This window comes from Pseudomonas sp. CH235 (genome assembly GCF_004368175.1).
Taxonomy (GTDB): Bacteria; Pseudomonadota; Gammaproteobacteria; order Pseudomonadales; family Pseudomonadaceae; genus Aquipseudomonas; species Aquipseudomonas paraglycinae.
In genome coordinates this window covers 1-12244 of the sequence record NZ_RRZJ01000034.1, presented here as the reverse complement: position 1 = coordinate 12244, position 12244 = coordinate 1, and the positions used below count along the sequence as shown (strand labels likewise).

The 12244-nt window shown below is 63.0% G+C and carries 12 protein-coding genes; 4 read left to right on the top strand and 8 right to left on the bottom strand.

The window, feature by feature from the left end; translation table 11 throughout:
• Positions 1-52: 52 nt before the first annotated feature.
• Positions 53-523: a prepilin peptidase gene (locus tag EIY71_RS24840; protein ID WP_085748617.1), complete on the bottom strand. Its 471-nt coding sequence runs from the start codon at positions 521-523 to the stop codon at positions 53-55.
• A 75-nt stretch (positions 524-598) separates the two neighbouring features.
• Between EIY71_RS24840 and EIY71_RS24835 the strand changes: the two genes are divergently transcribed.
• Together EIY71_RS24835 and EIY71_RS24830 are read left to right on the top strand one after the other, a co-directional pair.
• Entirely contained in the window at positions 599-1045 is a 447-nt protein-coding gene (locus EIY71_RS24835; RefSeq protein ID WP_129973603.1) for a TadE/TadG family type IV pilus assembly protein, read from the top strand.
• Positions 1042-3789 (top strand): ATP-binding protein, encoded by a 2748-nt coding sequence (locus EIY71_RS24830; protein ID WP_134023492.1) that lies wholly within the window; start codon positions 1042-1044, stop codon positions 3787-3789. The genes EIY71_RS24835 and EIY71_RS24830 overlap by 4 nt, the downstream gene beginning before the upstream one ends.
• On the opposite strand, the gene EIY71_RS24825 is transcribed toward EIY71_RS24830, so the two are convergent.
• From EIY71_RS24825 to EIY71_RS24805, 5 genes are all read right to left on the bottom strand, one after another.
• Positions 3786-5783: a pilus assembly protein TadG-related protein gene (locus EIY71_RS24825; RefSeq protein ID WP_134023490.1), complete on the bottom strand. Its 1998-nt coding sequence runs from the start codon at positions 5781-5783 to the stop codon at positions 3786-3788. The genes EIY71_RS24830 and EIY71_RS24825 overlap by 4 nt on opposite strands.
• A 149-nt stretch (positions 5784-5932) precedes the next feature.
• On the bottom strand, positions 5933-6490 hold the full coding sequence (locus tag EIY71_RS24820; RefSeq protein WP_134023488.1) for a DUF4136 domain-containing protein: 558 nt from the start codon (positions 6488-6490) through the stop codon (positions 5933-5935).
• 54 nt (positions 6491-6544) lie between these two features.
• Positions 6545-7159 (bottom strand): DUF4136 domain-containing protein, encoded by a 615-nt coding sequence (locus EIY71_RS24815; RefSeq protein WP_085748621.1) that lies wholly within the window; start codon positions 7157-7159, stop codon positions 6545-6547.
• 12 nt (positions 7160-7171) lie between these two features.
• Entirely contained in the window at positions 7172-7921 is a 750-nt protein-coding gene (locus tag EIY71_RS24810; RefSeq protein WP_134023486.1) for a methyltransferase, read from the bottom strand.
• Positions 7921-8223, bottom strand: a complete 303-nt coding sequence (locus tag EIY71_RS24805; protein WP_011332275.1) for a MazG-like family protein — start codon at positions 8221-8223, stop codon at positions 7921-7923. Before EIY71_RS24805 ends, EIY71_RS24810 begins: the two co-directional genes overlap by 1 nt.
• Positions 8224-8366: 143 nt before the next feature.
• On the opposite strand from EIY71_RS24805, the gene EIY71_RS24800 reads away from it, so the two are divergent.
• Both EIY71_RS24800 and EIY71_RS24795 read left to right on the top strand, forming a co-directional pair.
• A complete protein-coding gene (locus tag EIY71_RS24800; protein WP_007951010.1) occupies positions 8367-8660 on the top strand; it encodes a hypothetical protein in 294 nt (97 codons plus the stop codon).
• Between the two features lie 37 nt (positions 8661-8697).
• Positions 8698-10047, top strand: a complete 1350-nt coding sequence (locus tag EIY71_RS24795) for an MATE family efflux transporter (RefSeq protein ID WP_134023484.1) — start codon at positions 8698-8700, stop codon at positions 10045-10047.
• 9 nt (positions 10048-10056) lie between these two features.
• On the opposite strand, the gene EIY71_RS24790 is transcribed toward EIY71_RS24795, so the two are convergent.
• Together EIY71_RS24790 and EIY71_RS24785 are read right to left on the bottom strand one after the other, a co-directional pair.
• Positions 10057-10851 carry a DUF4123 domain-containing protein gene (locus tag EIY71_RS24790; protein WP_134023482.1) on the bottom strand — a complete coding sequence of 265 codons (795 nt, stop codon included), beginning with the start codon at positions 10849-10851 and terminating at the stop codon, positions 10057-10059.
• Complete coding sequence (locus EIY71_RS24785; RefSeq protein ID WP_134023480.1) at positions 10848-12197, bottom strand: type VI secretion system Vgr family protein; 1350 nt, start codon at positions 12195-12197, stop codon at positions 10848-10850. Before EIY71_RS24785 ends, EIY71_RS24790 begins: the two co-directional genes overlap by 4 nt.
• Positions 12198-12244: the final 47 nt, after the last annotated feature.

Below are 12244 nucleotides of genomic sequence, written 5' to 3'. Positions count from 1 at the left end.
GAAGGTAGACCCACTTTCCGACTATGTACATAAGACTAGTGGCGCTTGGCGACTAATGGATCCAAGGTAGTGCAAGCACAAATCCGATCAGCACGAACGGCGCAAATGGCAGCTTTTTTGACATGGATGGCGCCATACATCGAAGTTGATGCCTAAGCCCTTGACTCATATGCAGCCAGACTCTTGGCGCAAGCAGAATCCAGATCAGGCTCGCCGCACCCGCACCGATAAAAATCCCGAGCAGCGAGACGCCGTCCGTCGCAAGACCAAGAGCTGTCATTAGTTTCACATCACCGGCGCCCATTCGGCCCAGAAAATACCCGGGCAACGTGAATGCCAGGGCCACGACACAGGCCCAGCCTCCCTGCCCGGCTTCGGCGCCCATCCAGGTGGTACCGAAAGACAGCAGATAGACCAGCGCAAGGGTCCCGACACCCAGCGTCAGGACGTTGGCAATCCTTCGTTGCCGGGCGTCCTGGGCCGCGCAAGCCGTCAACCAGATCAGAAGGACAAGGCTCTGCATGCGGTAAAAACCGTCCGTTTTTGCTGAATGATTCTATGCTGATACTACGCAGTGACTGTCAGGGTAGACGCACGGATGAAAACCGGCTCTCGGAAGGCGCAAAAAGGTGCGGTGGCGATCGAGTTCGCCCTGGTGTTCGTGATCTTTTTCGCGGTGTTTTACGGTCTGGTCAGCTATGCCCTGCCGTTCGTGCTGATGCAGACGTTCAACCAGGCCACAGCCGAAGCCATACGCCGCGCCGTGGCGGTTGACCCGACAATTCCCAACTATTCAACCGTGGTGGTCAGCACCGCCAATGCCGCGCTGAGCCAACAATTGTCGTCAACGCTGCCTTCTCTGAATGTGGTGGTCGGCACTGATACGTCAACGGTCTATGACTCGACGGCGGGCACGCTCACCGTCAGCGTCAATTACCCGGTGAGCAAACTCAATCAGGTCATTCCGTTTCTGGTGTTGCCGGGCATCGGCGCGGTCCCCAGCCTGCCCACCAACCTGACCGCCATTTCGAGCCTGAAATTTTGACCCCGGGTGACAACCTGCTCGGCCGCCTGCTCAAGCGGGGCATGGTCGCCAGCGATTTGCCAGACGCACTCGGCACCCCGCTGACGGGCCTGCACATCCACCTCGACAGCGAAGGCGGCGTATTGCAAATGGCTGGCCCGTTACGCCTGCTGCTGACGCAACAGACGCCCCGTGACAAACCGTTGCCGTTGCGCGACTACCTGCTGGCGCACAGCACGCTGGCCATCGAGGGTCGGCCGCAGGACTGGCAAGGCCACCTGCTGGATCTGGACTTCCCCGGCCTCGGCGAGCAGACCTTGCAACTGCGCGGCTGGGTTCAGCCGCTGGGCAATGGCTGGCTGCTGCAACTGATCGACATCGCCGACCTGTTGTCCGAACGCCAGCAAGCGCATCAGCGCGAGGCGTGCCACATGATCGCCGAGCAGATCAGCAAGCAGTTGCGAAGCTGCAGCCTGGGACGATTGCCGATGCTCGTCAGCGAACAATTGCAAGTGATCGCCCAGCGCTGGCAGATCCCGTGCCTGGCACTTGCCCTGCTCGATGAACAGGAACAGGGCTGGCAGATCCATCAGCAATTCCACGCCCATGACGCCCCGGCGCTGTGGCATGACGGCCAGCGTCTGGGCACGCCGCTCGACAGCCTCAATGGCACCGGCCCGCAACGCCTGGGTGAACATTACGGCCAGTACGAACACTCGCGGGTCCAGGGCCTGTTCGGCAATGCCGAAGGCTTCGCCGTACCTTACAGCGATGATCGAGGCGTGATGGCGTGGCTGCTCTGCGGTTTTTACGCGGTGGACAAGACCGCGCCGTACCTGACCGACCGCGACTGGCTGATGCTGGCGGGCGCACTGGCCGGCCCCCTGCTCGGTCGCTTGCGCGAACAACAGCATCAACTGCAGCTGGAACGGCTGGAGTCATTGCAGTCGCTGCTCGGCACCGGATGGTGGGAAATCAGCACGAGCGAGCAGATTCAACTGGCCCCGACGCTGGCCGCCACTCTGCAACAGGACAGCTCGACGCTGACGCTCGACACCTGGCTGACACTGATCCATCCCGCCGATCGCGAAGAGGTCCGCAGCCGCCTGCAAGCATTGCAAATGCACGGGGAAATCCTCGACCTGTGCGTGCGCCTGCATGCTCGCGACGCGAGCCAGACACCGGCGTGGTATCGTCTTCAGGGGCAAGTCACCGGCACCGGCGAGCATCGGCGTCTGGTGGGTTTCATGCTCGACATCAGCGACATCAAGAACCAGCAGCAACTGGCCGCCGCCGCCCATGCGCGGCTGGACAACCTGATCGCCAGTTCGCCGGCGGTGATTTACGTCCAGCACTACGTCGAAGGCGCCTTGCTGCCGGCGTTTTTCAGCGCCAGCCTGCAACCGCTGCTGGGCTGGAGCCTGGAGGACTGTGACGCCAGTGCACTGGCAGAGCGGATTCACCCGGATGATCGAACCCTGTATTTCGAACGCACCCGGCAACTGCTGCGCGAAGGCTCGGTGCGCGCCCGCTATCGCATGCGTGACAGTCGAGGCGACTATCACTGGCTGCTCGACGAAGCCCGGCTGCTGCGCAATGACCTCGGTCTGCCGGTGGAGGCCGTCGGTCTGTGGCTGGACGTTACCGAAGCGACGCTGGCTGCCGAGCAAGTCAGACAGAGTGAGGAACGCTACCGGATTCTGGTCGAGGACTCGCCGGCGATGATCTGCCGCTATCGTCCGGACCTGATCCTGACGTTCGGCAACCGGCCGCTGGCGACCTATCTGGAATGCGCCCCCGAGGCCCTGGCCGGGGTCGATCTGGGCAGCTGGATGTCCGACGTTCAGCGCGCGGCCTTCGTTGAGCGCCTGGCGCAGTTGACTCCGCAATCTCCCGTCAGCACCGCCGAAATCAATCTGCAATTGCCGGGGCGCGAACATGCGTGGTGGGTGTGGTCGGATCGCGGCGTGTTCGATGAGCACGGCAAACTGATCGAAGTGCAAGCCGTTGGCCGCGACAACACCGAAGTGCGCCGCTCCCAGCAGCAACTCACGCAAAGCGCAAAAATGGCCACCCTTGGCGAAATGGCCACCGGTCTGGCCCACGAAATCAATCAGCCGCTGAACGTCATGCGCATGGCCATCGTCAACGTGCAGAAGCGCCTGAGCAACGGCGATGTGCAGATCGATTACCTGACCGACAAACTCAATCGCATCGACGCCCAGGTGCAGCGCGCCGCCAAAGTGGTGGACCACATGCGGGTGTTCGGTCGTCGTTCCGAGATCGAGCAGCAGTTGTTCAACCCGGCCAGCGCCATCGAAGGCACGTTGTCACTGCTGGCCGAAGGCATGCGCGGCAAAGGCGTGGATTTGCGCATCAATGAAACCGCGTTCGAGGTTCAGGTACGCGGGTACGTCGATCAGCTTGAACAGGTGTTGATCAACCTGATGGTCAACGCCCGGGATGCGCTGCTGGGCAAACGCGAGTGCGACCCAACGTTCAAGCCGTGGATTGCGATCTACGCCGAGCGCGACGAGCAGAAGGTGCGACTCTGGGTCGAGGACAACGGCGGCGGTATCGACCCGCGTCTGCTGGAGCGGATTTTCGAACCGTTCTTCACCACCAAACCGATAGGCGTCGGCACTGGCCTGGGGTTGTCGGTGAGTTACGGGATCATCGAGAACATGGGCGGTCACTTGAGCGTGCGCAACTCGGCGGACGGTGCACGGTTCTGCATCGAACTGCCGATCGCCCCCGACGACTAGATCACCAGATAGGCCTTGCCGGTCTGGCCGCAGGTCATGTTGGCGCCGACGTCGACATCCATCAGATTGATCCCCAGCCCCTTGAGCAAATTGTTCAGCAACGGATCCAGCAACGGACTCACCAGGTCGGTGATCACCGGTTGCAGGATCGTCGTAACATCGCTGATCAGGCTGGCGACGCCTGTGACAATCGCCCCCAGCGGGTTGCTGCCCTGGGGTTTGTAGACGATCAGATTGATCCCGGCGAGGGAGCTTGCCAGGCTGTTGACGATGTTGCTTGAGGGCGCGGCGGCAATCACGCTCGGCGGCAGTTTCAGGTTGGGCGGTGTGGCGAATGGTGTGGTGCTGGAAAACACCAGGTTCTGGGTGTTCTGCGCCACGCTGGTGTTGACCATGATCGCGATGCCGCCGGCGCCGTATGGCACGTGAGTGCTCGGGTCACAGCTGCCGATCCCCAGAATCTTGTGGCAGGTCACCGTGCCCAGATCCACCAGCGGCAACGGTGTGACGGTGGGTTGGGCGGCAGATGAAAAGGCGTTGGTCGGATCGATCTTGCCCAGCTTGAGATCGGCAACCGAGGTGATGGTGCGGGCCGTCAGGCTTTTGGTGCCGGTGTTGTCAGTCGGGCAACTGTAATCGGTGACATAACTGACGGCACCACCGGCATCCAGGCTGATGTCGATCTGCGGCGAGGGCAGCAGCTTCGGGTCCAGTTGTTCACAACCGGCGCCGAGCAGGCAGCCGACCGAATTCAGTGTAGCGACCAGATTGAGGCTCAACAGCGCATTGAGCGTCGGTGTCAGCGTGCCAACCAGTCCGAGTACCGCATTGGCCAACCCGGTTACCCCGGACAGTACCGGCAGATTTACCGAAAGCAGCGTGCGAATCTGCGCGGTGCGCACATAAATCCGGTTCGGCCCGGTGGGGTTGGCCTTGGCCAGCGCCGGATCTCCGATCGCGGAAAACTGTGGCGGCTCGATGACCTTGACCCGCACTGTGACATTCGCCAGCCCCAGCACGTTGATCGGCAGGGTCGCGGCCACCGCACTTTTGCTGTTGGCCAGTTGAATCACACCCTGAACCAGTTGCAGCAACTGCAGATTGGCATCCAGCCCGGCGGCCGTGGTGCCGGTCTGCAATTGCAGGATGTCACCGAGTTTTACCGGCGCGGCATTGATCGCCGCCACTTGCAGTTGGCCCAGCGCAGTAATCACTTCAGCGGTGGCGCCATTGAGCTGCACAGCCGTAATCGCGGCCTGGATCAGTTGGGTCACTGTGGCCTGGGTATTGAGCAACTGGGTGTAATTGCCGGCGGCGACGTTGAGGTTGATCGCCAGTTGGTTCAGATAACTGAGCAGGTTGATATCGGTGTTGAGCAAGCCATTCCACCCCACGGCCGTCAGGTTGACGTTACCGCCAAGCAGCCCGGAAAACAGCGGGTTGAGGATGTTCGATTGCGCGGTGTTGATGCTGGCCAGGTTACTGCGGATGTTCAACTGAGCGACGGTCGGCTTGGGTTTTGCCGCCACCGCCGAAGCATAAAGCACGGTGTTGAGACTGACCGGTGTGCCACTGAACAACGCCTGCACGCCGCCGGCAAAACTGGTGGTGACGGTACGGTTGGCCGCAACCTTGACCGCCTCCGATTGTGTCGCGTCCACCGTAAATGTGCGCAGGCCGGTAGCGGCTGTCGCCAACTTTCCGCAATCGATCACAAGGACGTTGGTGGCATCGGCGACAAACCCGTTGCGCGTCGCGCTTTGCCCCGCGTAACTGGCAGCGGTGAGGCCTGGCAGGCAATTGCCGCCACGGCTGACGGCTTCCAGGGCGGCGGTGTCCACCAGGCGCTGCAGTTTGCGTTGTTCCATATACAGACGGCCGGTATCCACCACCAGCAGCATCAACACCAGCGCCAGGCTGAGGGTGGCGGCCGCCATCAGGCCGATCGCCCCCCGCTGCCGGGCTGGCCCGCCGCATTGCGGATGACGCGACATGGCGCACTCCTTTGCCGGCGCACTGCCGGGCGCAACCTCCATTGGTGGATTTGAGTGTAGACGCGCTGCACCGACACTGCTGGCAACGCGCCAGTTTCACCCGCCCATAAAAAACGGGAGCCATGGACTCCCGTTTTGTTTGCGCAGGCTCAGCGCGGAGGGTAATTCGACAGGATCCGCGCCACCGTCTCGCGGATGGCATTGCTGCGATCCGCCGGGTTCGGCGTGCGGCTGAGCATTTGCTCGTCGCTGCCGCGCCACACCAGTTTGCCGTCCTTGCCGTCGAGCAGATCGACCTGGATGGTCGCCACCTTATAGGTGATGTTGCGGGTTTCGTTGTACATCGGTGCGCCCCAATAACCGTTCCACGGGCCACCCCAACCGCCGCCGTAGTTGGTGGTCACCTGTTGCTGCCGGTCCTCGACGATCAGGTAAGTCTGCACAAACAGATCGCCTCGGGCGCCCGAGGCGGCCGGGCGCAGACCACGCTGATCCAGTTGATCGGCGACGGCTTGCCGAATGCGTTGTTCAGTCAGGTCGCTCTTGATCCGTGGATCGTCTGGGCGGTATTGCAGGGCGGGGGCTTTCCAGCTCCAGCTGCGGTACGCGGCAAAGTCGCGGCTGGCGTCGAAGTCATGATTGACCTGGTTGGCGGCGCAGGCACTGAGCAGTGCGGCCACGGCCAGTAAAGCGAGACGGCGGAACATGGTTTTTCTCCGGTGGAAGACATGAACCTGAGGGAGCTTCTCAATTGCAGGAAGCTAACTGGGAGGATACGCCGACATGGCCTTTTCGACAGCCTCGCGAATCGCGTCGGTGCGATCACTTTGCTTGCCTTGAGTGCCGGTTTCGGCGCTGGCGCTCCAGACCGGCTGACCACTGCCGGCGTCGAACAGATCGACCCGCACCACCACGACCTGTTCCTGATAGGTACGAACGATCGGCACCGTGTTGTACATCCCGTAACCGCGGCCGTAACGGTCATAACCACCGTATCCGCCGCCGTAGTAACCGTAATCGTCCTGCACCTGACGCAGGCGGGTTTCCAGGCTCAGGTTGGCACTGACCAGCAGGTCGGCCGGGCGATTGTCATGCAACGGGCGCAGACCGCGCTGATCCAGCGCACTGCTGACGGCCTCGGCCACTTGCGCCGAGTCCGCCCAGGCTGTGCCCGGCGGCAGCTGACCGTTGAGCCACGCCCAGCTGCGATAGCGCCCGTAATCACGAGGGGGCGCGGGATAAGCGCTGCGGTCGAAGGTGGTTGCCGCTTGTGGTGGCGCCGGCGGCAACGGCCGCGACTGCGCCACGTAAGGGTTGCTGCCCTGGCAGGCGGCCAACCCCAGACAGATCAGCAGTAACCCTGAATGACCTTTCATATCTCGCTCCGATCAGATCGGCCGGCAGATCCAGTGCAAGTAGCGCCCAAGCCCGGCGAAGCTTGGGTGACGACGGTGGGCGAGTTCCATCTCGAGCAAATCAATCAATTCGGCGCGGGCCTGGAATTCCACCGGCATGTAATCGTGGAAAACCCGCACCCCGCTCTGGGTTTCGACCTGCCATAACCCGGCGAGTTGCGTCGCCAGTTCCCGAGGATCGAGCGGCTGCTGCGGGGTCAGGCTCTGCTTTTCGCCGGCCATGTCGTTCTTGCGCATTTTCTTGAAATGGCCTTTGAGCAGGTTCCGGTAAATCAGCGCATCGCGGTTGTAGAACGCCAGCGACAACCAGCCGCCGGGCTTGGTCAACTGATGCAGCACCGGCAGGATCGCGTGCGGTTCGGCCAGCCATTCCAGCACCGCATGGCATAGCACCAGATCGTAAGGCTCGGTGAGCTGGCCGAGCAGTTCCTGCCAGGGCGCCTGAATGAACGTCGCGGTTTGCCCGGCGTCGGCAAAGCGCTGGCGTGCGCCTTCAAGCATCGGCTCGGCCGGCTCGGTGAAGGTCACCTCGTGCCCGCGCTCGGCCAGCCACAGCGACATGTGGCCCAGGCCGCCACCGATGTCCAGCACCCGCAACGGACGATCCGGCAGGGTTTCGGCGAGGTCGGCTTGCAGCACCGCCAGGCGGATCGCGCCTTTGGCACCGCCGTAGATTTTTTCGGCGAAACGGGTCGCCAACTGATCGAAATGACGGTCGCTCATCAGCTGAACCGCCGTTCGCTGTCGGCGAGTTTGCTGCGCACCACTTCATTCATGTCCAGCCCCAGTTCGCTGCACAGCAGCAACAGATAGAGAACGATGTCGCCGACTTCCTGCCCGGCGTGGGCGAGTTTGTCCGCCGGCAGTTCGCGGGACTGGTCTTCGGTCAGCCACTGGAAGATTTCCACCAGTTCGGACATTTCCACGCTGGCGGCCATGGCCAGGTTTTTCGGGCTGTGAAATTGCCGCCAGTCATTGCGGTCGCGAATGGCGTGCAGGCGTTCGGTCAGTTCAACAAGGTTCATCGGGCTCTCCTGAAGGCGTATAGCTTCGGGGGGAAGCTGCGCGAAGGCAAGCGCCAGTCGCCCGTTAAAACCCTCTATGCTTGCAGGGAACTCGACCGCACCCGCTGCGGCCCAAGGCTCAGCTCTTTCATCAGGAAACAGACATGCAGGTAGAAAGCTTTTTCGAATGGCTGGGCCAGGCGCTCGGCTCGATCATCCGCTTCATCGTCGATGGCCTCAGCGGCCTGTTCAATCTGCTGGGCAACGCCGGCGGCAACTTTGTCGACGGGCTGTCGAAGGCGCTGGGCATGGACACGTCGATCATCAGCATCATCGCGCTGATCGTCGGCCTGATGCTGCTGTGGTCGGCGATCCGCGCGTTCATGAATGCCTCAATCATTGCCGGGATTATCTGGTTGCTGCTGGGATTGTGGCTGCTGAGCTGGATCATTCACTGACACCTCCCGCTACAATGCCGCTCCCCAAGGAGCCCGCATGTCCAACCTGATCGCCGACTGGCGCGACCGCCCGACCCATCGCCGGGTCTGGGCCCTCGCCGCCCCCATGATCCTCTCCAACATTTCCGTGCCGCTGGTGGCGTTGGTCGACAGCACCGTCATCGGGCATCTGCCCCACGCCCATCAACTGGGCGCGGTGGCGGTAGGTGCCAGCCTGTACACCTTTCTGGCCTGGGCCATGGGTTTTCTGCGCATGGGCACCACCGGCTTCGCCGCCCAGGCCGCCGGGCGCAGCGACGGTGCGGCCTTGCGGCAGATTCTGCTTCAGGGCCTGCTGCTGGCGATGGGGCTGGCGCTGCTGCTCGGCACCCTGGGCGTACCGTTGAGCGGGGTCGCGCTGCACTTCATGCAACCGTCGGCGGAGCTGGATCAACTGACCCGCGACTTCTTCCACACCCGGCTGTTCGGGCTGCCGGCGGCGCTGGCCAGTTATGCGCTGGTCGGCTGGTTCCTCGGCACCCAGAACGCCCGGGCGCCGCTGGCGATTCTGCTGAGCACCAACCTGATCAACATCATGCTCAACCTATGGTTCGTGATTGGCCTGGACTGGGGCGTGGTCGGTTCGGCCCGGGCCTCGGTGATCGCCGAATGGAGCGGCGCCCTGCTCGGCCTGTGGATGACCCGCAAGGCACTGCGCGCCTATCCCGGGCACATCGCCTGGGCCGCACTGAAAGTCTGGCAGAGCTGGCGTCCGCTGCTGGCGGTCAACCGCGACATTTTCATTCGCAGCCTGGCCCTGCAATCGGTGTTTTTCCTGATCACCGTGCAGGGCGCGCGACTCGGCGATGCCACGGTCGCGGCCAACGCGCTGCTGCTCAACGGCCTGCTGCTGACCGCCCACGCACTGGACGGTCTGGCCCACGCCGTCGAAGCCCTGTGCGGCCACGCCATCGGCGCCCGTGATCGTCTGGCCCTGCGCCGGTCGCTGGTGGTTGCCGGTGGCTGGTCGTTGCTGGCCAGCCTGGGCTTTGCAGCACTGTTTCTGTTGGCCGGCCACTTATTCATCGAAATGCAGACCGACATCCAGAGCGTGCGCGAGACCGCGTTCATTTACCTGCCCTACCTGGCCGTCCTGCCGTTGATCGCGGTCTGGAGCTACTTGCTCGACGGCCTGTTCATCGGTGCCACCCGCGCCCGGGAAATGCGCAACGGCATGCTGGCGACCGTGATCCTGCTGCTGCCGGTCGCCTGGGCGCTGCAAGGTCTGGGCAATCACGGCCTGTGGATTTCATTCCTGTTGTTCATGGTGCTGCGCAGCCTGACGCTCGGAGGGCTGGCGTGGTGGCTGCGGCGCACCGATGGCTGGTTCAACGGGGCCGCTCACTGAAGCGGCGCTTCACGACGGGTCGTTGAGCCAACGCCGACGCAACAGTTCGAGCCGTTCCCGTGGGGGCAATCCTTGCGGCAGCGGCGTCAGTTCGGCACGTGGATGCTGCAAACGCAGCCATAACCAGTCGTCCAGCAACGCCTGCTCGCTGAACCCCAGTTCCAGGCCTTGCTCCTGAAAGGAAGACATCAGCCGATAGTCGTTCCCTGTCGCCTGACTCCAGCGCCAGACATGCTGATCCAGCAGGCAACGGTGCAGGCGTTCACGCTGCTGGCGGGTCAGGCTTTGCTCGATCCGCAGCGGCTCCACGGCCAGCCCCGGATTGCGCAGTTGCTGCCAGCCCTGACTGCCGCCGGCCAGATCGGCCCAGGTCCCGCCGAACCAGCGCAGCCATGCGATCGGCCCAAGCCAGCAGCTCAATTGCCGGGCATTGCAGGCATCGAAAAAGTAGCTGGCGGTCTGGCGATTGTAGAAATTGAGCAGTGCCCGGTGATTCAGACCGACGGACACGGTCAGCATCCGCTGCAAGTGTTCGCGCAACAACGGCGCCGAGGCCTCGCTGCCAAACAGCAGCCCTTGCCAGGTCAGCGGATCGGCGTGGCAGAGCGCCGACAGCGCCGGGCTGTCACGCAGGTCGATCAGCCACGGGCCCTGGTCACTGACCGGTTGAAACTCCGTCCCGTCGAACAGCTTCAGGCTGTGCACACCGGCGAAACCCTGGCGCAGCGTCTGCACTGCCTGCGGCGCCTGTGCGATGTCCAGCAACAACCACTGCGCACGCTGTCCGGGGGTCGAAACACTCATCTTGCGTCGCTCGTCTTGAGCCCGCCGACCAATCGACAGCTGCACAATGACGCCGCGCAATGGCGATAACTGCCGCCACCCGGTATCAGGCACAACAACAATAACGGCTCGGCCGCTTTCAGCCATTGAGGCAGGCCCGCGCTCGCCAGACGCTCGGGCAGTGGCGGCGATGCGTCATCCTCGATGGCTTTGGTGAGTGCCGGGATCTGCAAGACACCGCTGATCACCGGCTGTTCAGGGTTGCCTTCCAGAAAGCTCACCACCACCTCTGCTCCGTCCTGCAATGATGTCATCGGCGTATCGGCCAACGCCGGAGCCAGCGGCAGCCAGCAGTGGCTGGGGCGGGCCCCTTCCCCCTGATAGAGCCAGTCGAACTGAACGGCCACCGGCCGCACCGCATCCGGTTGCGCCTCCTCGACCGATACCACCCAGGCACGTTGCGGGCTGCGCATGCGCGCCCCCAGGTGTTCAATGGGTGACCGGAACACCGGCAACCGGTCAGCGGCAAAAATCCGGTTGCTGTAAGGCGGTTCGAGCAACTGATCGGCTCGATGCTCGATTCGGCTCACCAGCCAGTGCCCATTGGCTTCTGCAAGGGGCTGGCCGGTAATCGTCAACCAGTGACCACTGCGCAGGGTTGGCGAATCGGAATGCCCCCGCGCCGTACGTGTCCGCCGCGAGCCTTCTGCGTACAGGCCGGCATGCTCGCTCAGTTGCCAGCGGCGCACTGTTGGCGACGGTTCCCCATCCCCGCAATCGAATCGCAGGTTCGCGGCGTGTGGCAGCCTGGCGGGATCGTCCCCGAACACCAGGCAATGTCCACGGTTCCCATGTTCGAAGTGATAGTGAATGCGTGCCTGCCCGCACAACCGCTGTACCAGTTGCAGATCCGACTCGCCGTACTGGGTGCAGAACGTCCGGGGCGGATACGCGCCTTGCAGGTCAAATCGGCGCCGGGTGCCACTGATACCGTGCTCCCTGAGCACCTGATCCAGAATCTGCGGCACGGAGCGGTCGCTGAAAATGCGCTGGCTGTAGCGCAGGCCCAGACAACTCAACCGAGGCCCCAGCCGCGCCCGGCACAACCGGGCGTCGCGCCCCTGTTCATGCTGGACAAGACTGTGCAACTGCCCGTGAACACCATTGCCGCAAGGCCCGAAACACAGGCGCGCCGAACGATACATCAGCCCGGCAAGGTCCAGATGCGGATCATCGACCAGCAAGTCGATCTCAAACGCAAAAGGCTCGCTGATGGCTTCGCAACCCGTGAATGCCAGGACTTCAAGCGAGTCGGACAGGCCCGCTACATCGAGACGAAACAACGGCTCGTCGGCTGGATCGAACATGGGGAATTCTCTACAGGGGGGGCGGGCGGGGATTCTCGCCGAGAGCC

Excerpts from the sequence above, each read along its gene's own strand:
- EIY71_RS24840 (WP_085748617.1), bottom strand. The coding sequence starts at position 523 with ATGCAGAGCCTTGTCCTTCTGATCTGGTTGACGGCTTGCGCGGCCCAG.
- EIY71_RS24835 (WP_129973603.1), top strand. The coding sequence starts at position 599 with ATGAAAACCGGCTCTCGGAAGGCGCAAAAAGGTGCGGTGGCGATCGAG.
- EIY71_RS24825 (WP_134023490.1), bottom strand. The coding sequence starts at position 5,783 with ATGTCGCGTCATCCGCAATGCGGCGGGCCAGCCCGGCAGCGGGGGGCG.
- EIY71_RS24820 (WP_134023488.1), bottom strand. The coding sequence starts at position 6,490 with ATGTTCCGCCGTCTCGCTTTACTGGCCGTGGCCGCACTGCTCAGTGCC.
- EIY71_RS24815 (WP_085748621.1), bottom strand. The coding sequence starts at position 7,159 with ATGAAAGGTCATTCAGGGTTACTGCTGATCTGTCTGGGGTTGGCCGCC.
- EIY71_RS24810 (WP_134023486.1), bottom strand. The coding sequence starts at position 7,921 with ATGAGCGACCGTCATTTCGATCAGTTGGCGACCCGTTTCGCCGAAAAA.
- EIY71_RS24805 (WP_011332275.1), bottom strand. The coding sequence starts at position 8,223 with ATGAACCTTGTTGAACTGACCGAACGCCTGCACGCCATTCGCGACCGC.
- EIY71_RS24800 (WP_007951010.1), top strand. The coding sequence starts at position 8,367 with ATGCAGGTAGAAAGCTTTTTCGAATGGCTGGGCCAGGCGCTCGGCTCG.
- EIY71_RS24795 (WP_134023484.1), top strand. The coding sequence starts at position 8,698 with ATGTCCAACCTGATCGCCGACTGGCGCGACCGCCCGACCCATCGCCGG.
- EIY71_RS24790 (WP_134023482.1), bottom strand. The coding sequence starts at position 10,851 with ATGAGTGTTTCGACCCCCGGACAGCGTGCGCAGTGGTTGTTGCTGGAC.
- EIY71_RS24785 (WP_134023480.1), bottom strand. The coding sequence starts at position 12,197 with ATGTTCGATCCAGCCGACGAGCCGTTGTTTCGTCTCGATGTAGCGGGC.